This window comes from Rhizobium sp. NZLR1 (assembly GCF_017357385.1).
Lineage (GTDB): Bacteria > Pseudomonadota > Alphaproteobacteria > Rhizobiales > Rhizobiaceae > Rhizobium.
In genome coordinates this window covers 2,654,262-2,675,503 of record NZ_CP071632.1, presented here as the reverse complement: position 1 = coordinate 2,675,503, position 21,242 = coordinate 2,654,262, and the positions used below count along the sequence as shown (strand labels likewise).

Here is a 21,242-nt window from a genome sequence, read left to right as displayed (position 1 = left end):
ATTGTTATTCGGGTTTTCCGAGAGTTTGATTCCGCTTCCTAGCAAAGTGAGTCATGGTCATCTCGGCAACTTCCGGTGAGACAGGGCGCCCGGCGGATCTAAAACAAACAGGTGCGCATAATGTCGTCCGAAAACCGCTTACACTTTTCGGCATCATGCTCTAGATCAGCAAGATGATCGATGCCGCATTCTCCCATCTTCCGGCGCTGGAGCCGGGCACCGTCTGGCTGGTCGGTGCCGGTCCCGGCGATCCCGGGCTTTTGACGCTGCTCGCCGCAAGAGGGCTTTCCGAGGCCGACGTCATCGTGCACGACGCGCTGGTCAACGAGGAATGCCTGGCGTTGGCGCGGCCGGAAGCGGTGGTGGAATATGCCGGAAAACGCGGCGGCAAGCCTTCGGCCAAACAACGTGACATCTCGCTGCGGCTGGTGGAACTGGCACGCGCCGGCAAGCGGGTGCTGCGGTTGAAAGGCGGCGATCCCTTCGTCTTCGGCCGCGGCGGCGAAGAGGCGCTGACGCTGGTCGAGCACAATATCCCCTTCCGCATCGTGCCCGGCATCACCGCCGGCATCGGCGGGCTTGCCTATGCCGGCATCCCGGTGACGCATCGCGACATCAACCACGCCGTGACCTTCCTCACCGGCCATGATTCCTCCGGCATCGTGCCCGACAGGATCAACTGGGAGGCGATCGGCCGGGGCTCTCCCGTGATCGTCATGTATATGGCGATGAAACACATCGCCGAGATCAGCACCCGGTTGATCGCCGCCGGCCGGGAGCCTACCGAACCTGTCGCCTTCGTCTGCAACGCTGCCACTGGCCGGCAGCAGGTGCTGGAAACGACGCTAGCCGAGGCGCCCGCGGCCATCGCCACCGCCGGGCTCGAACCGCCAGCGGTGGTCGTCGTCGGCGAGGTGGTGCGGCTCAGAGCCTCGCTCGATTGGCTCGGCGCGCTCGCCGGACGGCGGCTGCAACCCGATCCGTTCCGCCGGTCCGGCAAGGTGCTGACATGAGCGGCCTCCTGATCGCAGCGCCGTCCTCCGGCGCCGGCAAGACGACGGTGACGCTCGGATTGCTCAGGGCGTTGCGCCGGCGCGGCATCGCGGTCGCGCCCGGCAAGGCCGGTCCCGATTACATCGATCCCGCCTTTCATGCGGCCGCAAGTGGCACGCCCTGCCTGAATTTCGATCCCTGGGCGATGCGCCCGGAGCTGATCTCGGCCAATTCAGCCCTTCACCGTTCCGGCGACCGCATCCTCGTCATCGAGGCGATGATGGGACTTTTCGACGGAGCGGCCGACGGAAGGGGAACTGCGGCCGATCTTGCCGCTCAGCTCGGCCTGTCCGTGGTGCTGGTCGTCGATGCCTCGCGCATGTCGCAGTCAGTGGCGCCGCTGGTATCAGGCTTTGCCGGCTTCCGCGCCGATGTCCGCGTCGCCGGCGTCATCCTTAACAAGGTTGGCAGCGACCGGCACGAGGCGATGCTGCGCCAGGCGCTCGAAGCGATCCGCATGCCTGTTATCGCCGTAATCGGCAGCGACAAGGCGCTCGCCTTGCCGGAGCGCCATCTCGGTCTCGTCCAGGCCAGTGAACACACCACGCTCGATAATTTCATCGACCATTCGGCGGATGCCGTTTCCGAGGAATGCAATTTCGAATTCCTGCTGCGCATTGCAAGGCAGGGGCTCAACCGGCCGTCTGCCGCCAATATCGACCGGCTGATGCCGATCGGCGCCCGCATCGCCGTGGCGCGCGATGTCGCCTTTGCCTTTTCCTACGAGCATATGCTGCTCGGCTGGCGTCGCCGCGGGGCTGATATTTCGTTCTTCTCGCCGCTCGCCGACGAGGCGCCGACCGGTGACGCCGATGCGATCTATCTGCCCGGCGGCTATCCCGAGCTGCATGCCGGGCGGCTTTCGGCGGCGCAGAATTTTCGCGCCGGCATGCTCGACGCGGCGGCACGCGGCATCAGGATTTACGGGGAGTGCGGCGGCTACATGGTGCTCGGCGATGGGTTGATCGATGCGGGCGGAAAGCGCCACGAAATGCTCGGCCTGCTGCCCGTCGTCACCAGCTATGCCGAACGCCGACGCCATCTCGGCTACCGCCGTGTGACACCGCTCGACGGCGCCTTCTTCGCGCGGACGATGACCGCGCATGAATTCCACTATTCCACTGTTGTGTCCGAGGGCGAGGGGAAGCGGCTGTTTGCAGCGCAAGATGCGCTCGGAACCGATCTCGGTGCTGTCGGGTTGCGGCGCGGCCAGGTGGCGGGGTCCTATATGCACCTGATCGATCTTGCGAGAGCTGCCGCATGAGCGCGCCCATCGCCCACGGCGGCGGCATCACCGCTGCTGCCGCCGCCTTCGGCGGCAGGCCGGAAGACTGGCTCGACCTTTCCACAGGCATCAATCCGTGCCCCGTCGCCCTGCCTGACGTTCCGGCAAGGGCATGGCACCGCCTGCCGGACGGCCATCTCGCCGATGAGGCAAGGCATGCCGCGTGCGAGCATTACGGCAGCGGGGCGATCCTGCCGCTGCCGGTGCCCGGAACGCAATCGGTGATCCAGCTTCTGCCGCGCCTGCTCCGGCAGGACAGGCAAGTCTCTTTGACAGACAGAGTTGCCGTGACGGACGACAAAGTCGCAGTGACGGACGACAAAGTCGCAGTGGTGTCGCCGACCTATGGCGAATATGTGCGCGCCTTTGCTTCGGCCGGTTGTGCCGTCGGTGCGGTCCGCGATGTCGCGGCGATCGGGGCCGAGCATCGGCTGGCCGTCGTCGTCAATCCGAACAATCCGGACGGCAGGGTCTGGCCGGCCGAAACGCTGATTGCCCTGCACGACAGGATGAAGGCGGCAGACGGGCTTCTCGTCGTCGATGAGGCCTTCGGTGATACCGATCCGGCGCTGAGCCTAGCAGCCCAAGCGCAATCACTTTCCAACCTGATCATCTTCCGCTCCTTCGGTAAGTTCTTCGGGCTTGCCGGTCTCCGGCTCGGTTTTGCGATTGCGCGCCAAGATATTCTCGAGCGTTTCGAGAACTGGCTCGGCCCTTGGGCAGTCTCGGGCCCGGCTCTTTCGATTGCAGGTTCGCTGTTGCGTTCGGACGTGTCTGCAATCCGCGCCCGCATCGATGAACGCTGCGCCGGCCTGCATGCGGTGCTGACTGCGGCCGGATTGCGGATATCGGGAGGAACGGCGCTGTTCACTCTTGTCGCCGACGGCAGGGCGAGCGACATTTACACCCATCTCTGCCGCCATCATATTCTCGTCCGCAAGTTCGACTATGCGCCGGATCAGCTGCGTTTCGGGTTGACGCCGGATCCGGCGGCGGACCGACGACTTTGCGAAGCCCTTCAGAGATTTGAGCGATGACGATCGACGAAAACCTTCTCGTGCTGCTTCTGGCGCTGCTGCTCGACCGGATCGCCGGCGATCCGCAATGGCTGTGGTCGCGGGTACCGCACCCCGTCGTCATCTTCGGCGCGGCGATTTCCTATGCCGACCGGCAACTCAACTCCGCAAGTCTCACCGGCTCCCGACGCCGAATGAACGGCGTCGCCGCCATCCTGGCCCTGCTGCTGCTGGCGGTGGCCGCGGGCTTCGTGTTCAACCGGTTCTTCGCGCTGTTCGGTCTCGCCGGCATCCTGCTCGAGACCGGATTGGTGGCGATCTTCCTGGCGCAAAAGAGCCTTGCCGATCACGTCGCGGCGGTCGCCGTCGCCCTGCGCGACGTGGGGCTTGCCGGTGGACAGGCCGCCGTTTCTCAGATCGTCGGGCGCGATCCTGAAACGCTGGACGAGCCGGCGGTGTGCCGCGCGGCGATCGAAAGCCTGGCCGAAAACTTTTCCGACGGCGTCGTCGCGCCGGCGCTCTGGTATGCCGTCTTCGGCCTGCCGGGCTTGCTCGCCTACAAAATGCTGAACACGGCGGATTCGATGATTGGCCACAAGTCGGAAAAATATATCGATTTCGGCTGGGCATCGGCCCGGCTCGACGATATCGCCAACTGGCCGGCCGCGCGTTTCTCCATCCTGCTGATCGCCGCCGGCGCCTGGGTCCGGCGCGGTACCAGCGCCTGCCGCCAGGCGGTTCGCGTGGCGATGCGCGACGGCGGCCTGCACCGTTCGCCGAATTCCGGCCGGCCGGAGGCGGCAATGGCCGGCGCTCTCAACGTCCAGCTCGCCGGCCCGCGCATCTACGGCGGTGTCATCGTGACGGAGCCGATGATCAACAACGCTGGCCGGGACATAGCTACCGCCGGCGACGTCGAAGACGGCGTATCGGTGTTTTATGCCAGCTGCATGGTGCTCGCCGGTCTGACATTCGGGTTGTTTCTGTGTTTTCTGTAGGGTGCTACGCACCGCGGACACACCGCGGTGGACAGCTCCGGCTCAAACGTTTATGCGAAACGCCTCATACCTCCATCAGACCGGAAGCAGAGCAATGACAGTTCAGGTTGAATTACCGTGCCCGAAGTGCAAGAGCACCAAGATGAAGTTCGAGCGTCCGGAGATCCGGGAGACGGATATCATCACCTGTGCCGCTTGCGGTCATAACCTCGGCACCATGGCCTCTATCCGCGAGAAGATGAACAAGGCCTACCAGCGGCTGAACCCGCCCTCGGTTCCACGCAAGCTCCAGTGAAGCGGGCCGCTGTCCTGCGGCGGCGTTTCCGGCTTAAACATGTTAAAATTGTGATTACCATTCGGGTTAAAGCTATATAATAAGTATTGCCGTAGTCTCTCTTTCGCGTGGGCGCAATTAAACTGCGCGGGTTCGAAGAGGGGTTATCATGAAGACGATTTTGGCGGCCGCCGCCGCAAGTTTATTGCTGCAATTTTCTCCCATTGCCGCTCAGGCAGCAACGCTGGTCGCCAATGTCAGCATTGGCAAGCAGACGATGACCGTCACCGAGAACGGCTTCGTCAAGTATCGTTGGAAGGTTTCGACCGCGCGCAACGGCTATGTCACGCCGACCGGTTCGTGGAGCGCCAAGTGGCTGTCGCGCGATCACCGTTCCCGGAAATACGACAATGCACCGATGCCCTACGCGGTGTTCTTCAACGGCGGTTACGCCGTTCATGCCACCTTCGACCTGAAACGCCTGGGCCGACCGGCCTCGCATGGCTGCGTCCGCCTGCATCCCGACAATGCGGCCGAGTTCTTCTCGCTGGCGCGCCAAGCCGGCCTTGCCAATACCCGCGTGGTGATTACCCGCTGATTTTCTTTTCCAGCTCATCCATATCGGGGACGACGATATGTCGGAAGTTCTCGATATGGATGACGCCGCTCTTGCGCAGCCTAGTCATCTGGCGGCTGACGGTCTCGATCGTCAATCCGAGGAAATCGGCGATCTCGGCGCGTGATAGCGGCAGGTCGAAGGCGGTGCTCGTCGCCGTTTGCGGTTCGACGTGCGTGGCGATGAGGTGAAGCAGGCTTGCGACCTTTTCCTCGGCGGTGCGCCGGCCGAGCGTCAGCATCCATTCGCGCGCGACATCCAGCTCTTTCAGCGCCTGATCGTGCAGGCTGCGCTGCAGCTCCGGCGCCTCCGATATCATACGGTCGAGCAGGTTACGGGGGAAGACACAGATCTCCGTGTCGGTCGCGGCCTCGGCCGACAGCGTGCTTTCACGCACGAAGGGTCTGCCGACGAAATCGGAGGCGAATTGCAGGCCAACGATTTGCCGGCGTCCGTCCGGCATCACCTTGCAGAGCTTTACCACTCCGCGCATGATGTTCGAGTAGAACGAGCTTTCCGACCCTTGAGCGATGATCTCTGTGCCGGCATCGACCTTGCGGCGCAGCGAGTGGCGGCCGAGGTCCCGGAGCTGGCGGCTGGACAGGGCGCCGCAGACGACGCCGTGCCGCGCCTGGCAGGAGCGGCAAGCGACGGGCGTGCCGGCCTCGGGAATCTCACTGCGTGCGACGTCCATCTCCTGATCCCTTCGAAATCCGCGTTTGCCCGCGCGGTATAACCGAGACGATTACGCCGCGATTACTGGTTCGGCTATCCCAATTTCTTCCAGCGCGACTTGATGATTATCGATTTCGCCGGGATCGCGATTTGATCCAGATCAAAGTTTCGGTAGCCTGGCTCTCGTTGGAAGTACCCGCGCCGAGGCGCGCCGGTCCGCAGGCCTGATTCGGACGGCTTCTTTACTCTGCTCGAGCCGACGGGGTTTTCTGCAGCGGCATCGCCTCCCGCCTCGGGTGACGGCAAAGGCCGCTTCCATTGCTGTTTAGGCAACACCCAGCGGGCAAATTGCCGCCACGCCCGGATGAAAGCATTGGCTTTTGAAATGGATTTGCCTATGAGGGGTTTAAATCGTCATTTCATGAGGTACAGCGCGTGACCGCTACATTCGATAAAGTTGCCGACATTATTGCAGAAACCAGCGAGATCGATCGTGCGACGATCACGCCGGAGAGCCATACGATCGACGACCTCGGTATCGACAGCCTCGATTTCCTCGACATCGTCTTTGCGATCGACAAGGAATTCGGCATCAAGATCCCGCTCGAAAAGTGGACGCAGGAAGTCAATGAGGGCAAGGTTTCCACCGAAGAATATTTCGTGCTGAAGAACCTCTGCGCCAAGATCGACGAGCTCAAAGCCGCCAAGGCCTGAGCGACATATCAATCTTTTTTGACCGCCCTGCCGCCTTGAATATGGCGGCCGGGCGGTTTCGTTCCTAAGTAGGCGTCACCGGCGGGCGGATCTGGCCTGTCGGGCCGGAGGATCCGAATGCTGCTGGAATATTTCCAGATGATTGACCGCGTCGAAGCGGTGGACCTGAAGAAGGGCACGCTGAAGGCGCGATCCGTCGTGCCGGCCAAGAGCCCCGTCTTTGAGGGCCACTTTCCTGGTATGCCGCTGGTTCCTGGCGTGCTCCTGATCGAAACCATGGCGCAGGCCTCCGGCATGCTGGTGCTTGCCGTGACCAATTTCGCCGCCATGCCCTTCCTGATGACGGTCGACGGGGCCAAGATGCGCACTTTCGTCGAACCGGAAGCCGTGCTCGACATCGAGGCGGTGCTCGAGCACGACGGTTCGGGTTTCGCCGTTACCAAGGCTAAAATCACCAGCGCCGGCAAGAAGGTCTGCGATGCGCAGCTGAAGCTTCGCACCATGCCGTTTTCCGAGGTGCCGCTCGGCGATATCGTGAAGAAACGTGCCGGCGAGATTGGGCTTCTCGAAGCGATCGCGGCGCAGGGAGTGATTGGATGAGCAAGGCTGCAAACGACGTCGTCATCTCTGGTATAGGCATCGTCACCTGTCAGGGCGTCGGCAAGGATGCGCATATCTCGCTGCTTTCGGCGGCAAGCGCCCCCAAGACGATCGTCGAGACCGAGAAGTTCAAGCCCTATCCGGTGCATCCGCTGCCCGAGATCGACTGGTCGCAGCAGATCGCTAAGCGCGGCGATCAGCGCCAGATGGAAAACTGGCAGCGCATCGGTGTCTTCGCCGCGGGCTTGGCACTAGACGATGCCGGTTTCAAGGACGATCTCGAGGCCTGCGGCGCGATGGATATGATCGTGGCGGCCGGCGGCGGCGAGCGCGATATCAATGTCGATACACTGATCGTCGACGAGGCCCTGAAGCGCAACGACCGCGAATTGCTGCTGAACGAGAAGCTGACGACGGAGTTGAGGCCGACGCTGTTCCTCGCCCAGCTTTCCAACCTGCTCGCCGGCAACATCTCGATTGTGCACAAGGTCACAGGCTCGTCGCGCACCTTCATGGGCGAGGAAGCGGCCGGAATCTCAGCCGTCGAGACTGCCTTCTATCGCATCAAATCAGGCGAATCCTCGCATGCGTTGGTCGGCGGCGCCTTCGCGGCGGAGCGGCCGGACATGATCCTGCTCACCGAAGCGATCGGCGCCCATGCGCGCGGCGACTGGGTGCCGCTCTGGTCGCGCAGACCCAGCGCCGGCGGCGGCATGATCACCGGCTCGGCAGGCGCCTTCCTGGTGCTCGAATCGCGCCAGCATGCGGAAGCTCGCGGCGCGCATATCTATGCCGTGATCGACGCGGTCGAGGGCGACCGCGGCAACCGCAATGCCGGCAATCTCGAAGCCCGGCTGGAGCGGCTCCTGGCACCGGCCACGGGGCTTGCGACCGAAAGCACGGCGATCTTTTCCGGCTCGACCGGCATGCACGATCTTGCCGCCCGCGAGCGGGCGGTGCTCGAACATCAATTGCCCGACGTTGCGATCCGCGGCTTTAGTGGCGTCACCGGCCATACGATCGAGACGCAGTTCACGCTGGGTCTGGCGCTTGCGGCGCTTGCCGTCGACGGCAAGGCCAAGGTTCCGCCCTTTGACGCCGCCCATGAGGCGCCGATGCGCGCAGGCGCCACCGCCGCCGTCGTGACCGCGGTCGGGCACCAGCGCGGCGAGGGCGTCGCCGTTCTTTCCGCAAATGCGTGAGGAGTGAAAGATATGACAGCTTCCGCTTACAAGGATCACCTTGGCCGTCCGATCGTGGCCGTGACCGGCATGGGTATCATCACCTCGCTCGGTCAGGGCCTCAGCGACAACTGGGCAGCGCTTTCGTCAGGCACGTCGGGCATTCACGAGATCAACCGTTTTCCGACCGAGGGATTGTCGACGCGGATCGCCGGCACCGTCGATTTTATCGGCATCCCGGTACCAAATGCCGTCGAGCGCTCCTACGCTTTCGCCCGCGAAACGACGATCGAGGCGCTGGCCAATGCCGGCCTTTCCGGCGATTTCAACGGCCCGCTGTTCCTTGCCGCCCCGCCGATCGAACCGGAATGGAGCGCGCGTTTCGAGCTTGCCGACCGTTCGCCGGCCTCCGAGCATCCCGGTGATGCCTATGAGCGTTTCCTGACGGCGCTGCGTCAGCGCCCGGACCCGGCCTTCCATGAGGCAGCCCTGTTCGGCGCGATTTCCGAGCGCCTTGCCGACCGGTTCGGCACGCGCGGTCTTCCCGTCACGCTGTCGACCGCCTGCGCCTCCGGCGTCACGGCGATCCAACTCGGCATCGAGGCAATCCGCCAGGGCCGGACGACCCGAGCGCTGACGGTTGCAACCGACGGATCGCTGAGCGCCGAAGCGCTGATCCGCTTCTCGCTACTGTCGGCTCTTTCGACCCAGAACGACCCGCCGACCAAGGCCTCCAAGCCGTTCAGCAAGGATCGCGACGGTTTCGTCATCGCCGAAGGTGCAGCGACGCTGGTGCTGGAATCGCTGGAAGCGGCGGTCGCCCGTGGCGCCAAGGTGCTCGGCATCATGAAGGGCGCCGGCGACAAGGCCGACAGCTTTCACCGCACCCGGTCGTCGCCGGATGGCGGCCCGGCAATCGCGACGATCCGCGCGGCGCTTGCCGATGCCGGCATCGACGAGAGCGGCATCGGCTATATCAATGCCCATGGCACTTCGACGCCCGAGAATGACAAGATGGAATATGGGGCGATGTCGGCCGTCTTCGGCGAACGGATCGTCGGCATCCCGGTTTCGTCGAACAAGTCGATGATCGGTCATACGCTGACGGCGGCGGGTGCTGTCGAGGCGGTGTTCTCGCTGCAGACGATGCTGACCGGCACGTTGCCGCCGACGATCAACTATACCAATCCCGATCCGTCGATCGTTCTCGATGTCGTGCCGAACAAGAAGCGGCAAGCACAAGTTTCAGCCGTGCTTTCCAACTCCTTCGGCTTCGGCGGGCAGAATGCCAGCCTTGTCATGGCGCTCGAACCGGCTTAAGCGGTTCCCGACACATTTTTGAGACGAGATGACGCCGTCTAGGCGAGGGATTTTGCCATGCGCGCTTTGCAACTGATCGATGACCGCAAGCTTGAGATCACCGACCTGCCGGAACCGGACGCGCCTGCAGCCGGGGAGGTGACGCTGCGCGTCAAGGCGGTGGCACTCAACCATATCGATCTCTGGGGCTGGCGCGGCATGGCCTTCGCCAAGCGCAAGATGCCGCTGGTCATCGGTGCGGAGGCTTCCGGTGTCGTGGAATCGATCGGCCCGGGTGTCGCCAACGTGCTGCCCGGCCAGCTCGTCTCGATCTACGGCGCGCGCACCTGCGGCCTCTGCAGCCCATGCCGCGAAGGTCGCGACAATCTCTGCGAACATGTCTCCGGCGTGCACGGCTTCCATCTCGACGGCTTTGCGCAGGAGAAGGTCAACCTTCCCGCGCGCCTGCTGGTGCCGGCTCCTCCCGGCGTCGATGCGATCGGTGCAGCGCTTGCTCCCGTCACCTTCGGGACGGTCGAGCACATGCTGTTCGACAATGCCAAGCTCGAACCCGGCGAAACCATTCTCGTCCATGCCGGCGGCTCCGGCATCGGCACGGCGGCGATCCAGCTTGCCAAGAAGATCGGCTGCACCGTCATCACCACGGTCGGTTCGGACGACAAGATCGAAAAGGCCAGGGCGCTCGGCGCCGATCACGTCATCAACTATCGCACCGACCGTTTCGAAGGCGTGGTGCGCAAGCTCACCAAGAAGAAGGGCGTCGACGTCGTCTTCGAACATGTCGGCAAGGACACCTGGGCAGGCTCGATGCTCTGCATGAAGCGCGGTGGGCGCCTCGTCACTTGCGGCTCGACCTCGGGTGTTTCCACAGAGATGAACCTGATGATGCTGTTCCAGCAGCAATTGAAGCTCTTCGGCTCGTTCGGCTGCCGCATGGAGAACATGGCGAATGCGATGCAGAAGATGGGCCGCGGGCTCGTGCATCCCGTCATCGACACCGAGGTCAGCTTCAGCGATATCGACCGGGCGCTCGAGCGGATGGAATCGCGCCAGATCTTCGGCAAGATCATCCTGAAGATGGATTGAGCCCCAAGTGAAGCTGTTCATCACCCGGATCGTCCTGGCGCTCAGGCACTTCCAGCAGTGGCTGGTGGCGCAGGTGATGTTCGGCTTCCTGAATTTCCTGAAGCTGTTTCCGGCCGATGGCGCGATCCGCTTCGCCGACAGGACGATGCGCCGCCTCGGCCGGCTGACCAGCCGCCACAGACTGATGCTGACCAATCTGCGCAACGCCTTTCCTGAGAAGAGCGAGGCCGAGATCGAAGAGATCGCGCTGGCAAGCTGGGGCAATATGGGCCGGCTTGCGGCCGAATACGTCTTTCTCGACCAGCTGTTCGACTATGATCCCGAAAAACTGGAGCCGGGCAGAGTGGAGGTGTCGGGCATCCCGATCTTCCTCGATCTGCGTGACAATCCGCGCCCCTTCATCGTCTTTACCGGCCATACCGCCAATTTTGAGCTGCTGCCGGTGGCGGGCGCCGCCTTCGGACTTCATGTGACCGTGCTCTTCCGGCCGCCGAACAATCCCTATATCGCCAAGAAGGTCTTCGATTTCAGGAGCGCGCGTATGGGCAAGCTGGTGCCCTCGCATGCCGGCTCCTCCTTCGCGCTCGCCCGTCAGCTGGAAGCAGGCCAAGGCGTGGGCGTGCTCGTCGATCAGAAATTCCGCAAGGGGCTGAAGGGGATCTTCTTCGGGCGCGAGGTCAAGACCAATCCGCTGCTGCCGAAGCTGGTGCGCCAGTTCGACTGCGAGGTCTATCCGGCGCGTTGCATCCGTCTGCCCGGTAATCGCTATCGGCTGGAAATCGAGCCGCGGCTGGACATGCCGCGCGACGCCAGAGGCACTCTCGACCTGCCGGCGGCCGCCCAGTTGCTCAACGACAAGGTGGAAAGCTGGGTGCGGGAATACCCGGAGCAGTGGCTTTGGTATCACGACCGCTGGCAGATCAAGCAGACGCTCAGCTCCTAGACTTTCGGCATCATGCTGCAGAAACGTCCACCCTCATTTATGAGCGGTGAAAAGCGGCAGGTGCTCTCGGATTGAAACTGAGGGCACTTCATGTTACCCGTCACCACCAAGACGCGAATAATATTTACCGTAGGGCGCATTCTACAGCGCCGCGCGACTTTTGGACGCGCAAAGGACGCTGTAGTACTTTGAATTGCTGTATACTTTATTTTTAAATTGATTCCGATTTAAGGATAGAATTATGCAGTGGAGATGATGCGCCGTGAGGTTTCGGACTCGTCTCTTGGGACAGTGGGATGGGAGGCGTTTTGCTGGAGCTTTTTCGAGCTTTTTCCTTGCGTTGCACGCAGATCGAGGATGCCATACGGGTGGGCGACGATCAGCGCGTCACGGCGCTCGACCGGCATGTCGAACCGCTGGTCGAGGCCATCCTCGCCCATCGGGCGGTCAATCTGCTCGAAGTCTACATGCAACTGCAGTTTGTGAGCCACTTGATTAGCCAGGACGCCGACGACAGCGCCAGCGTCACCGAGCACACGACGGTGCTTTCCTATCTGCTCGACCGCTATTTCGGCACACATGGCCCAGACTGGCGCGTGCCTTCGCCGCAGGACGTGCGTATCGAGCCGCCGGCAGCCTATGTGCCGGATACCGACAACGGTCAGTTTCTCAATGCTGCGATCCTCGAAACCCTGCCGGACCGCGTCGCGGTGCTGACACGGGATTACCGCTACCTCTATTCCAATCCAGCCAACTGCGCCGATCTCGACAAGAAGCCGATGGAACTCATCGGACGGCACCTTTCCGAATTCATCGGAGAGGAGCTGTTTGCCGCGTGCGCCAAATACAAGCTCGACGCCTGCTTTGCCGGTGAGCAGGTCGACTATGCCTATGAGTGCCCGGGCGGCGGTGCCGGATCGGGGCAGGTGCGCTGTCGCATGTCGCCGTTGCGCGATGCGGGTGGTACGGTGATCGGCGCGCTGCTCGTCATGGAGGATATCGATCGGCAGCGACCAATTGGAACAGAATGATTTTAGGCCGGGTCGGCCTGAAATCTGAATCCTGTTCTAAATTAGAGAGTTGGAGCATGATGTCATAAGAAAACCGCGCACACTTTTCGGCATCATGCTCTATAGCTGATCAACTGGCTGCCCACGACCAGCCAGCCGCCTTCAGGCAGTCGCCCAGACGGCGAGTTCATACCCGTCGCGGTCGAGGAAGTGGAAGCGGCGGCCGCCGGGAAAATCGGTGATCGGCCGGACGATCGTGCCGCCAGCCCTCTCGACCGACGTCAGCACGTCTTCGAGATCCCTGGCATAGACGACAACAAGCGGGCCGCCCGGCCGCACGGGTCCGTAATCGGTGAAGCCGCCTTTCAGCCGGCCATCGTCGAATTCGCAGTAGTTCGGGCCGTAGTCGGTGAAACGCCAGCCGAAGGCCGAGCCGTAGAAGGCTTTGGCGGCGGCGATGTCGGCGACGTTGAATTCGACATAATCGATGCGGCGATCGTGGTTTTCTGACTTCTCGGCCATCTATCTCTCCATCAGGGCTTTAAGCATGGCGAGATCCTTCTCGACATGGGCGGCATCGGCTGAAAACTGCGCATCGGTCATGCCGGGCAGGCGCAACAGCGTAAACATGACCTCGCAGCCATCGCCGTTCGGCACGATGCGCAGCGCATTATAGACCCTGAGGCCAGATTCGATCGTCACCGTGTGGTCGATCACGCCGAATTCATTGGTGGGCACGAAGCTCACCTTGACGGTGCCCAGCGCGCCATGGGCAATCCAGTCGGCGCCGTTTGGCACGAGGCCGCTCGCAAGTCCGGAGGCCCAGAGCGGCATGTTCTCCGGCTTGCCGGCGAAATCATAGACGTCGCGCCAGTCGCGCTCGATCGATTGGTGGATGATTTTCGCAGGCATCGTCGACATGGCTTGCAGGTCCTTGGCATTTGGTCTGGCTGTAATAACAGGCCGATCCGCGGCGTCTTGAACAAAACGGTCAGCTTGGCCTTTTCGAGATGCTGAGCTGGCCGAGAACGACGGCGGGTGTCAGGCTAGAGAACTCGCCGACCTCGCGCGTCATGTGGGCCTGATCGGCAAAGCCCGCTTCGAGTGCGAGGCTGGCAAGCGGCATCGTGTCCGAGCTGCGGCAGAAGTCGAGGAAACGCTGGAATCGGCGGATCCGTTCCAGCGTCTTCGCGCCATAGCCGAAATGATGGTGGCAGCGGCGGCGTAACTGCCTTTCGCTCATGCCAAGCCGGCCAAACAGACCGGATGCCGGGCGACCGCTGTCGGCGGCGGTGAAGATAATGGCGGCATCCCGGGCAGGTTCGTCCTCATCGCGGATGGCCTCTTCCAGCAAGCGGCCAAACAGCGCCATGGCGACCGAAGGATCGCGACATTCGCCAAGCCGCGCCTCGAATTCGGCCGCGTCCTTCCGGCCGATGTCAGCAAGAGGCACCGAGCAGCCGACAAGCGCCGAAAGCGGCGTCTTCAACCACGGTGCCGCGGCGCCCGGCGCAAAACGTGCGCCGATGACCGTCGCGCCAGGCCGGAGGACGGGAAAGGCCGCTGTCCTGTCGGGACCGGCGACAACCAGCCGGCCATCGATCCAAAGGAGATCGCAATAACCGTCCGGCACGATCGCCACCATTGCCGGTGGTCCGTCATGGAACGCATGCGACCAGAGCCGGCTGAAATGGCGCCGCAGCGGCGGCGGTGGCGCACATTCGCGGTAGCGGCCGGCGCGGGCCGCGAGCAGAGCCGTATCTTTTCGTTTTTCCGAGACCAACGCGATATCTCCCGAAATGTGGATGATACCATCACATAGGGCATCAAGGGCAGGGCGCGAGAAAACTTGGTTGCCGATGAGCCGGCGCAAGCGGTTGTCGGACAAGCCGGGATATTGCAAGCTTCATTTCATTGGCTTTTGCGAACCGATTAGACCCTTGCGAGACTTGCCGTTTGACCGAGACAGTGCCACAACACCGGTCCAAATGACACATCGGAGGTTTGTCGTGGAAAAGGCAGAAATTGGACTGATCGGTCTTGCGGTCATGGGCTCCAACCTGGCGCTCAACATCGCCGAGAAAGGCAATAAAATTGCGGTCTTCAACCGTACGCCTGAGAAAACCGACGAATTCTACGAAAGCGCCGGCGATCTGAAAAAACAGATCATTCCGTGCAAGACCATCGAAGAGTTCGTCGATGCGATCCGGCCGCCGCGCCCGATCATCATCATGATCAAGGCGGGCGATCCCGTCGACCAACAGATGGAGTTGCTGCGCCCGCATCTGTCCAAGGGCGACATCATGATCGATGCCGGCAACGCCAATTTCCGCGACACCGTCGCCCGCTTCGACCGCTTGAAGAATACCGATCTGACCTTCATCGGCATGGGTGTTTCCGGCGGCGAGGAAGGTGCGCGCCACGGCCCGTCGATCATGGTCGGCGGCACGGAGGAATCCTGGACGCGCGTCGAGAAGGTGCTGACCTCGATCGCCGCCCGCTACAATGACGAGCCCTGTGTCGCCTGGCTCGGCAATGACGGCGCCGGCCATTTCGTCAAGACCATCCATAACGGTATCGAATACGCCGATATGCAGATGATCGCCGAAATCTACGGCATCCTGCGCGACGGCCTCGGCAAGACTGCCTCCGACATCTCCGGCATCTTCGGCGAGTGGAACAAGGGCCGCCTGAACTCCTACCTGATCGAGATTTCCGAGAAGGTGCTTGCCGCCACCGATCCGGTTTCCGGCGGGCCGATGGTCGACATGATCCTCGACAAGGCTGGTCAGAAGGGCACCGGCAAGTGGTCGGCGATCGAGGCGCAGAACATGGGCATTCCGGCGACGGCGATCGAAGCCGCAGTCGCTGCCCGCAGCCTCTCCTCGATGAAGTCGCAGCGCGAAGCCGCCGAAAAGATCTTCGGCAAGCAGGCGGTATCCTTCCCGATCGCTTACGGCCCCGAGCTCAACAAGGATCTGGAGCTGGCGCTGTTTGCCGCCAAGATCGGCGCCTATGCGCAGGGCTTCGCGGTAATGGCGGAAGCGTCGCGCGAGTTCAACTGGTCGCTGCCGATGCCGACGATTGCCAGGATCTGGCGCGCCGGCTGCATCATCCGCTCGCAGTTCCTCGATGAGATCACCTCGGCCTTCACCAAGGCGCCCGACGCAGCAAACCTGATCGTCACGCCGGCCTTCTCCGACATGGTCAAGGAATCGATCCCGGCGCTGCGCCGTGTCGTCACAGCTGCCATTTCGGCAGGCCTGCCGGTGCCGGCGCTGTCCTCGGCACTCACCTATTTCGACGCCTATCGCCAGGGCAGGGGAACCGCCAACCTCATCCAGGCCCAGCGCGATTTCTTCGGCGCCCACGGCTTCGACCGCCTGGATGGCAAGGATTTCCACCACGGCCCCTGGGGCAGCGGTGCCTCGACTTTCTAAGGTTTGCTGAGACGACATCAACGAAGAGCCCGGCCGTCGCGCCGGGCTTTTTCGTGGTTTGAGCCGCTCCGGCGGCGAGCCGTCCGAAAGAGGCCGACGGCGGTGCTGAACCCGGAAGGGCAGGTCTTGGCGCAACTGCCGCTGGACGAACCCGGCTTGCTGGCCTTCGACTTTCCTTGCATAGAATCTGCGAGCGATCAGGATGAGGAATTGACCGAGATGCTTATCCGATATGAAACGCTGGCGGATATCGGTGCGATCCACGATCTGACATCGATTGCCTTTAAGTCGACGCCTTACAGCGACGGCACGGAGGCGGAGATTGTTCGGAGGCTTCGCGCGGCAGGCGATCTGACGATATCGCTGGTTGCTGAAGAAGAAGGCGAGATTCTGGGGCATGTCGCGTTTTCGCCGGTGACAATCGACGGTGGGCATGCGGGATGGTTCGGACTGGGCCCGATATCGGTCAAGCCGGAGAGACAGCGGCAGGGCATCGGCAAGGCGCTGATCGCCAGAGGACTGGAATTGCTGGAGGAGATGGCCGCCAGCGGGTGCGCGCTGATCGGCAATCCCGACATCTATAGCCGCGCCGGATTCAGCAGCGACGGGCAACTACGCTATCTCGATGTCGATAGGCGGCTGGTGCAGTGGATTGTCCTTCGCGGGCCGGCGCCGTGCGGGACGCTTCAATTTTCTGCGGCGTTTGAAGGCTAGCGGCTCCGCTCCAACTTCCAGCAGACGGCGACAACATGTCTAAACGGGCGTGATGATCATCCAGACCGAGCGTCTTAGGCTCCGCATGCCCGACAGGGACGATTTCGCCGCCTATGCGCGGCTGATGGCCTCGCCGCGATCGGTTGGAATGGGCGGGCCGTTTGATCTGCGCGCGGCCTGGGGAATGTTCTGTCACGACGTGGCGCTCTGGCAGCTTTTCGGGCACGGGGCGCTGATGATCGACGTTGCCGAGCCCGGCGAATGCGTCGGGCAGGTCGGGATCAATCATGGGCCGCTCTTTCCGGAAAGGGAACTGGGATGGTTCGTCTATGAGGGCTATGAGGGCAGAGGCTATGCGACCGAAGCGGCCCTGGCGTTACGGGACTGGGCCTTTGCAAGCCTGGGTCTGCCGTCGCTCGTCAGCTATATCGCTCCCGTCAATGCCGCTTCGATTGCCGTTACGGAGCGGCTGGGCGGGCGTCTCGATCTGACGGCACCCCGGACTGATCCCGCGGACCTCGTTTATCGTCATCTCGCGTCCTGAGAAAATGGTCATAGGAACGGCGCTTGGCGGCAGACGTCTCCGTTCTTACATGTTGATCGGTTAGCAAGCGGTGCCGCAAGACAATGGGGATGCCTGATGACGGAGACGAAGCGGGAGCACTGGGACGAGGTCTACCGCACCAAAGCTGCCGACAGCGTCAGCTGGTATCAGCCGACGCCCGAGCCTTCCTTGCGGGCGCTTGACGAGTTGCGGTTGCCGGTTTCGGCCTCGCTGATCGATGTGGGCGGCGGTGCATCGAGCCTTGTCGACCGGCTTGTCGAGCGCGGATGGTCCGATCTCACCGTTCTCGATATCGCCGCGCCGGCGCTCGACCTCGCCAAGGCACGGCTGGGGGACGAGACCGCCCGCGTCGCCTGGGTGATTGATGATGTCACCGCATGGAGACCGGAGCGCCAGTACGACGTGTGGCACGACCGCGCCGTCTTTCACTTCCTCACCGAGCCCGAGCAGCGGCTGGCTTATCGCCACGCGCTCGAAATCGGCACGGCGTCGGGCAGCGCCGTGATCATCGCCACCTTCGCACCGGACGGGCCGGAACGGTGCAGTGGTTTGCCGGTCCAACGTTACGACGCGGCCGCGCTTGCGGGTGAATTCTCGTCTGCCTTCGCGCCTCAGCGCGACTGGCGCGAGGAGCACACGACACCCGGCGGCCGCTGGCAGTCGTTCCAGTGGTGCGTCTTTCGCAGGCGCTGAGCTCTGACTGGCCTATAGCTGGCGTCCGGCGCTGTGTCAGGCAGCCCGACCGGCGCGCGCCAGGCCGTGATCGATGAGCCTCTCGATGATCTCGGCGTAGCCGACGCCGCTTGCCGCCATCGCCTTGGAATACATGCTGATATTGGTAAAGCCGGGGATGGTGTTGATCTCATTGACGAGGAACTGCATGTCGTCCGTCAGGAAAAAGTCGACGCGGGCCATGCCGTCGCAGCCGACCGCCCGGAAGGCCCTTGCGGCCATGTCGCGCATGGCAGCCTCGACATCCTCAGGCAGTTCGGCCGGGACTTTCAGCGCCGCGCCCTTCTCGTCGATATATTTGGCTTCGTAGCTGAAGAAGCCGTGGCTTTCGGCCGGCACGATCTCGCCCGGCCGGGAGACGAAGAGTTCGCCTGCCGCATCCTCCAGCACGCTGAATTCGATCTCGCGGCCGGCAACGAACTCCTCGGCGAGCAGTATCCGATCGTGGCGGAAGGCCTCGGCAAGAGCGCCCGCGAATTCTTGGCTGGCATGAACCTTGGCGACGCCGACCGACGATCCCTGCCGCGCCGGCTTGATGAACAGCGGCAGGCCCAATTCGCCTTCGAGCGCGGCAAGCGATGGAGCCGCGTCCTCCCGGATCGCCACCGCGCGCGCCACCGGCAGACCCGCCGCCTTCAGCAGACGCTTGGCGATGTCCTTGTCTAGCGCTGCGGCCGAGCCGAGGATGCCGCAGCCGGCGAGTGGAACGCGCGCCACCTCCGCCAGACCCTGCACCGATCCGTCTTCGCCATGCAGGCCGTGCAGCACGGGAAACAGGATGTCGATCCCCGGCAATTCATGCGGCGCCCCATGGGCCGGGATTGCCAGCATCCGGCCCTTTCCGCCCGGAACGAGGCAGATTTCGACGCCTGATGACGGTGTCGCTAGTATGCCGCCCTCGAAATTGCTCATCAGCCATTGTCCCTCCCGGGTGATGAAAACGGGGATGGCGTCATATTTTTCGGGCTTGAGCGCGCCCATGACGTTGGTTGCCGAAAGGATGGAAACCTCATGCTCGGCCGAGCGGCCGCCGAAGAGCACGGCGATGCGCAGCCTGTTTGGGGAAGGGGTCATGCAAGCCTCCGAAGCGATCTGGTGTTGAAAAGGTCAGGCGTCGACAGATATGCCGCGATTGGCGAAGAAGCAGTCGAAGAGGGCGAGCGGCAGCGTCACATCGGCCTGGCTCGCCTCGTCATGGCCGGACGGGTTGTGGAAGCGGATCGTCTCGTCGCTTGCTGACGTCACCAGCACCAGATGGCCGCCCTTCGATGGTGGCTGACGCTCCGGCCAGCGGATGCCCGAATGCACCGAGGCGATGAAGAAGCGCCGTTTCGATAGAAGCTCCGGAATGGCCGGTGTCTCGACGCCTGTCATCGTCTCCGCACTCAGCGCGAATCGGTCAGCGGCGAAGCGGACGAAGGGTGCGTAGATCAGCCCCTTGATCGAGGCATCGATCTCGTTGACGACATAACCGCCATAGGCCGTGCAGGCGCGGGCAAGCTCGAGGGTCGGATGGATCTCGCCGCGGGCGGCAAGCATCATCTTCAGGCAGGCCATGCCGCAGACATTGACCGCCCAGCGCGCATATTCCTCGATCGTGCCGGCGCCCGAACGGCGCCAGAGCGGATCACGCAACAGGGCCTGCGATCCCTCAGCAAGCACCGGCAGCGTCATGCCAGGTGTTTCCCATTGGCTGAAATAGGGCACGCCGCTCGGCTGCATTCTGTCGATCTCCCTGACACGCTGGTGAGATGGCGGGCAATCTTGGCTTTTTTCGAGGCGATGCCGCGCTTGCGATGCGCGGTGAAGTCCGTGGGAGAGCTGAGATCATTGCGCGGCTGGAACCGATTTGGACCGCCGAAGATGAGTTTTCCGGCGTCAGCCGGGAAGTCCGACGGGTCGCGCTTCTCAATCCGTGCTATTTCCCGCTTTCCGGCCAGATCGGCTGGCTGATGCTCTGCAGCAGTTCCGGTTCGACGCCGTCGATGCGGGCGATGACGGCTTTGGCCATTTCGCGGCCAGCCTGGCGCACGTCTTCCTGTACAGTGATGATCTCGGGGCGGATCCAGTTCAGGATCGGCACCGATTGCTTCGACACCATGTCGAGATCGCGGCCGAGCGCCTTGCCGGCAGCCTCGATGCCGGCATTGACGGCAATCGCCGCGCTGCCGGCCGAACAGACGATGCCGTCAGGGGCGTTTTCCGAGCGCATCATCACTTCGACGACGTCGCGGATATCGGCAAGCGGCGCATCGCTGTTGATACGCAGCGGCACTTCCTCGGCGCCGTAATCGTGCAGGCCGGTCTGGAAGCCGATGCGGATGTGGGCGTAATAGGTGAGCTTGCTTGGCGGCTGCAACAGGGCGATGCGGCGTCGGCCGCGCTTGACGAGCCGTTCCACCGCCTGGTGGGCGAAGGCTTCGTTGTTGAAATCGTGGAAGGGGTGGGTGAGACCCGCATCGGTGCGCCCATGCGTGGCGAAGGGCATGCCGCGCTCGGTCAGCAGACGCACGCGCGGATCGTCCGGCTCGATGCGCGAGATGATGACGCCGTCGGCCGAACCGGTATCGAGGATGTAGCGCACCGGCAGCATCGGATCCTTGCTGTGGGAATGCGGCGTGACAACGATATGATAGGGTGTGCCGGACAGGACCTCGGAAATGCCGAAGACCATCTGGCTCGAAAAGCCCATGATCTCTTCATCAATGCTGAGGACGAGGGCGATGACGTTGGTCTTGCCAGTGCGCAGGCGCACACCGGCCCTGTTCGGCTGGTAGCCGAGTTGGCGGGCGACCATGCGCACCCGCTCCTTGGTCTCCGCTCCGATGTCAGGCGCATCCTTCAGGGCGCGCGATACCGTCGTCACGCCGAGACCGGTCATGAAGGCGATCGTCTTCAACGTCGGGCGCTCGCGCGCCGTCGGCGTCGATACCGCTTGCCCGAAATTTCCCTTGTTTTCCATCCCTGTAGGCCTGCCTCGCGCGAATTGGTGTCGCTTATAGAGGCTTTTTCAAGCGCCG

24 protein-coding genes are annotated in these 21,242 nt (G+C 62.9%); 17 read left to right on the top strand and 7 right to left on the bottom strand.

The genetic code is table 11. The features are described 5' to 3' along the window. The first annotated feature begins 173 nt into the window (after positions 1–173). The 6 genes from cobA (at position 174) to J3O30_RS13320 (ending at position 5,224) form a co-directional block, all read left to right on the top strand. Positions 174–1,013 (top strand): uroporphyrinogen-III C-methyltransferase, encoded by an 840-nt coding sequence (cobA, locus tag J3O30_RS13345; RefSeq protein WP_207580798.1) that lies wholly within the window; start codon positions 174–176, stop codon positions 1,011–1,013. After that, entirely contained in the window at positions 1,010–2,317 is a 1,308-nt protein-coding gene (locus J3O30_RS13340; RefSeq protein WP_207580797.1) for a cobyrinate a,c-diamide synthase, read from the top strand. Before cobA ends, J3O30_RS13340 begins: the two co-directional genes overlap by 4 nt. Further along, positions 2,314–3,375: a threonine-phosphate decarboxylase gene (locus tag J3O30_RS13335; protein WP_207580796.1), complete on the top strand. Its 1,062-nt coding sequence runs from the start codon at positions 2,314–2,316 to the stop codon at positions 3,373–3,375. Before J3O30_RS13340 ends, J3O30_RS13335 begins: the two co-directional genes overlap by 4 nt. Then, positions 3,372–4,352 (top strand): adenosylcobinamide-phosphate synthase CbiB, encoded by a 981-nt coding sequence (gene cbiB, locus J3O30_RS13330; protein ID WP_207580795.1) that lies wholly within the window; start codon positions 3,372–3,374, stop codon positions 4,350–4,352. Before J3O30_RS13335 ends, cbiB begins: the two co-directional genes overlap by 4 nt. A gap of 94 nt (positions 4,353–4,446) precedes the next feature. Further along, positions 4,447–4,647 (top strand): hypothetical protein, encoded by a 201-nt coding sequence (locus J3O30_RS13325; RefSeq protein WP_207580794.1) that lies wholly within the window; start codon positions 4,447–4,449, stop codon positions 4,645–4,647. 148 nt (positions 4,648–4,795) lie between these two features. Next, positions 4,796–5,224 carry a L,D-transpeptidase gene (locus J3O30_RS13320; RefSeq protein WP_207580793.1) on the top strand — a complete coding sequence of 143 codons (429 nt, stop codon included), beginning with the start codon at positions 4,796–4,798 and terminating at the stop codon, positions 5,222–5,224. On the opposite strand, the gene J3O30_RS13315 is transcribed toward J3O30_RS13320, so the two are convergent. Continuing rightward, the gene (locus J3O30_RS13315) at positions 5,214–5,936 is read right to left on the bottom strand and encodes a Crp/Fnr family transcriptional regulator (RefSeq protein ID WP_207580792.1); all 723 of its coding nucleotides are present in this window, start codon (positions 5,934–5,936) and stop codon (positions 5,214–5,216) included. The genes J3O30_RS13320 and J3O30_RS13315 overlap by 11 nt on opposite strands. A gap of 416 nt (positions 5,937–6,352) precedes the next feature. Between J3O30_RS13315 and J3O30_RS13310 the strand changes: the two genes are divergently transcribed. From J3O30_RS13310 to J3O30_RS13280, 7 genes are all read left to right on the top strand, one after another. Further along, positions 6,353–6,631 carry an acyl carrier protein gene (locus J3O30_RS13310; RefSeq protein ID WP_003540486.1) on the top strand — a complete coding sequence of 93 codons (279 nt, stop codon included), beginning with the start codon at positions 6,353–6,355 and terminating at the stop codon, positions 6,629–6,631. A 117-nt stretch (positions 6,632–6,748) separates the two neighbouring features. Continuing rightward, a complete protein-coding gene (locus tag J3O30_RS13305) occupies positions 6,749–7,231 on the top strand; it encodes a 3-hydroxyacyl-ACP dehydratase FabZ family protein (protein ID WP_049731880.1) in 483 nt (160 codons plus the stop codon). Further along, positions 7,228–8,433, top strand: coding sequence for a beta-ketoacyl-ACP synthase (locus J3O30_RS13300; RefSeq protein WP_207580791.1), 1,206 nt, complete (start codon positions 7,228–7,230; stop codon positions 8,431–8,433). The genes J3O30_RS13305 and J3O30_RS13300 overlap by 4 nt, the downstream gene beginning before the upstream one ends. 12 nt (positions 8,434–8,445) lie before the next feature. Next, the gene (locus J3O30_RS13295; RefSeq protein ID WP_207580790.1) at positions 8,446–9,732 is read left to right on the top strand and encodes a beta-ketoacyl-ACP synthase; all 1,287 of its coding nucleotides are present in this window, start codon (positions 8,446–8,448) and stop codon (positions 9,730–9,732) included. 57 nt (positions 9,733–9,789) lie between these two features. Next, a complete protein-coding gene (locus tag J3O30_RS13290; RefSeq protein WP_207580789.1) occupies positions 9,790–10,818 on the top strand; it encodes a zinc-binding dehydrogenase in 1,029 nt (342 codons plus the stop codon). A gap of 7 nt (positions 10,819–10,825) precedes the next feature. Continuing rightward, positions 10,826–11,761 carry a lipid A biosynthesis lauroyl acyltransferase gene (locus J3O30_RS13285; protein WP_207580788.1) on the top strand — a complete coding sequence of 312 codons (936 nt, stop codon included), beginning with the start codon at positions 10,826–10,828 and terminating at the stop codon, positions 11,759–11,761. A gap of 308 nt (positions 11,762–12,069) precedes the next feature. After that, positions 12,070–12,792 carry a PAS domain-containing protein gene (locus J3O30_RS13280; RefSeq protein WP_207584324.1) on the top strand — a complete coding sequence of 241 codons (723 nt, stop codon included), beginning with the start codon at positions 12,070–12,072 and terminating at the stop codon, positions 12,790–12,792. 141 nt (positions 12,793–12,933) lie between these two features. Here the strand turns inward: J3O30_RS13280 and J3O30_RS13275 are convergent, their stop codons facing one another. From J3O30_RS13275 to J3O30_RS13265, 3 genes are all read right to left on the bottom strand, one after another. Further along, positions 12,934–13,293: a VOC family protein gene (locus J3O30_RS13275; RefSeq protein WP_207580787.1), complete on the bottom strand. Its 360-nt coding sequence runs from the start codon at positions 13,291–13,293 to the stop codon at positions 12,934–12,936. Continuing rightward, positions 13,294–13,692, bottom strand: coding sequence for an SRPBCC family protein (locus J3O30_RS13270; RefSeq protein WP_164012302.1), 399 nt, complete (start codon positions 13,690–13,692; stop codon positions 13,294–13,296). A 70-nt stretch (positions 13,693–13,762) separates the two neighbouring features. Further along, positions 13,763–14,554, bottom strand: a complete 792-nt coding sequence (locus J3O30_RS13265; protein WP_207580786.1) for a helix-turn-helix domain-containing protein — start codon at positions 14,552–14,554, stop codon at positions 13,763–13,765. A gap of 205 nt (positions 14,555–14,759) precedes the next feature. Here J3O30_RS13265 and gndA point away from each other — a divergent pair, with 205 nt between their 5' ends. From gndA to J3O30_RS13245, 4 genes are all read left to right on the top strand, one after another. After that, a complete protein-coding gene (gndA, locus tag J3O30_RS13260; protein WP_207580785.1) occupies positions 14,760–16,211 on the top strand; it encodes an NADP-dependent phosphogluconate dehydrogenase in 1,452 nt (483 codons plus the stop codon). A gap of 219 nt (positions 16,212–16,430) precedes the next feature. Beyond that, positions 16,431–16,925, top strand: coding sequence for an N-acetyltransferase (locus tag J3O30_RS13255; RefSeq protein ID WP_207584323.1), 495 nt, complete (start codon positions 16,431–16,433; stop codon positions 16,923–16,925). 52 nt (positions 16,926–16,977) lie between these two features. Next, positions 16,978–17,469, top strand: a complete 492-nt coding sequence (locus tag J3O30_RS13250) for a GNAT family N-acetyltransferase (RefSeq protein WP_207580784.1) — start codon at positions 16,978–16,980, stop codon at positions 17,467–17,469. A 96-nt stretch (positions 17,470–17,565) separates the two neighbouring features. After that, a complete protein-coding gene (locus tag J3O30_RS13245) occupies positions 17,566–18,183 on the top strand; it encodes a class I SAM-dependent methyltransferase (protein ID WP_207580783.1) in 618 nt (205 codons plus the stop codon). Positions 18,184–18,219: 36 nt separating this feature from the next. Here the strand turns inward: J3O30_RS13245 and J3O30_RS13240 are convergent, their stop codons facing one another. The 3 genes from J3O30_RS13240 to J3O30_RS13230 form a co-directional block, all read right to left on the bottom strand. After that, positions 18,220–19,296 (bottom strand): D-alanine--D-alanine ligase family protein, encoded by a 1,077-nt coding sequence (locus J3O30_RS13240; RefSeq protein ID WP_207580782.1) that lies wholly within the window; start codon positions 19,294–19,296, stop codon positions 18,220–18,222. Between the two features lie 33 nt (positions 19,297–19,329). Further along, complete coding sequence (locus J3O30_RS13235) at positions 19,330–19,944, bottom strand: C39 family peptidase (protein WP_207580781.1); 615 nt, start codon at positions 19,942–19,944, stop codon at positions 19,330–19,332. 196 nt (positions 19,945–20,140) lie between these two features. After that, the gene (locus J3O30_RS13230) at positions 20,141–21,184 is read right to left on the bottom strand and encodes a LacI family transcriptional regulator (protein WP_207580780.1); all 1,044 of its coding nucleotides are present in this window, start codon (positions 21,182–21,184) and stop codon (positions 20,141–20,143) included. Positions 21,185–21,242: the final 58 nt, after the last annotated feature.

Excerpts from the sequence above, each read along its gene's own strand:
- cobA (WP_207580798.1), top strand. The coding sequence starts at position 174 with ATGATCGATGCCGCATTCTCCCATCTTCCGGCGCTGGAGCCGGGCACC.
- J3O30_RS13340 (WP_207580797.1), top strand. The coding sequence starts at position 1,010 with ATGAGCGGCCTCCTGATCGCAGCGCCGTCCTCCGGCGCCGGCAAGACG.
- J3O30_RS13335 (WP_207580796.1), top strand. The coding sequence starts at position 2,314 with ATGAGCGCGCCCATCGCCCACGGCGGCGGCATCACCGCTGCTGCCGCC.
- cbiB (WP_207580795.1), top strand. The coding sequence starts at position 3,372 with ATGACGATCGACGAAAACCTTCTCGTGCTGCTTCTGGCGCTGCTGCTC.
- J3O30_RS13325 (WP_207580794.1), top strand. The coding sequence starts at position 4,447 with ATGACAGTTCAGGTTGAATTACCGTGCCCGAAGTGCAAGAGCACCAAG.
- J3O30_RS13320 (WP_207580793.1), top strand. The coding sequence starts at position 4,796 with ATGAAGACGATTTTGGCGGCCGCCGCCGCAAGTTTATTGCTGCAATTT.
- J3O30_RS13315 (WP_207580792.1), bottom strand. The coding sequence starts at position 5,936 with ATGGACGTCGCACGCAGTGAGATTCCCGAGGCCGGCACGCCCGTCGCT.
- J3O30_RS13305 (WP_049731880.1), top strand. The coding sequence starts at position 6,749 with ATGCTGCTGGAATATTTCCAGATGATTGACCGCGTCGAAGCGGTGGAC.
- J3O30_RS13300 (WP_207580791.1), top strand. The coding sequence starts at position 7,228 with ATGAGCAAGGCTGCAAACGACGTCGTCATCTCTGGTATAGGCATCGTC.
- J3O30_RS13295 (WP_207580790.1), top strand. The coding sequence starts at position 8,446 with ATGACAGCTTCCGCTTACAAGGATCACCTTGGCCGTCCGATCGTGGCC.
- J3O30_RS13290 (WP_207580789.1), top strand. The coding sequence starts at position 9,790 with ATGCGCGCTTTGCAACTGATCGATGACCGCAAGCTTGAGATCACCGAC.
- J3O30_RS13275 (WP_207580787.1), bottom strand. The coding sequence starts at position 13,293 with ATGGCCGAGAAGTCAGAAAACCACGATCGCCGCATCGATTATGTCGAA.
- J3O30_RS13270 (WP_164012302.1), bottom strand. The coding sequence starts at position 13,692 with ATGTCGACGATGCCTGCGAAAATCATCCACCAATCGATCGAGCGCGAC.
- gndA (WP_207580785.1), top strand. The coding sequence starts at position 14,760 with ATGACACATCGGAGGTTTGTCGTGGAAAAGGCAGAAATTGGACTGATC.
- J3O30_RS13255 (WP_207584323.1), top strand. The coding sequence starts at position 16,431 with ATGCTTATCCGATATGAAACGCTGGCGGATATCGGTGCGATCCACGAT.
- J3O30_RS13250 (WP_207580784.1), top strand. The coding sequence starts at position 16,978 with ATGATCATCCAGACCGAGCGTCTTAGGCTCCGCATGCCCGACAGGGAC.
- J3O30_RS13245 (WP_207580783.1), top strand. The coding sequence starts at position 17,566 with ATGACGGAGACGAAGCGGGAGCACTGGGACGAGGTCTACCGCACCAAA.
- J3O30_RS13240 (WP_207580782.1), bottom strand. The coding sequence starts at position 19,296 with ATGACCCCTTCCCCAAACAGGCTGCGCATCGCCGTGCTCTTCGGCGGC.
- J3O30_RS13235 (WP_207580781.1), bottom strand. The coding sequence starts at position 19,944 with ATGCAGCCGAGCGGCGTGCCCTATTTCAGCCAATGGGAAACACCTGGC.
- J3O30_RS13230 (WP_207580780.1), bottom strand. The coding sequence starts at position 21,184 with ATGGAAAACAAGGGAAATTTCGGGCAAGCGGTATCGACGCCGACGGCG.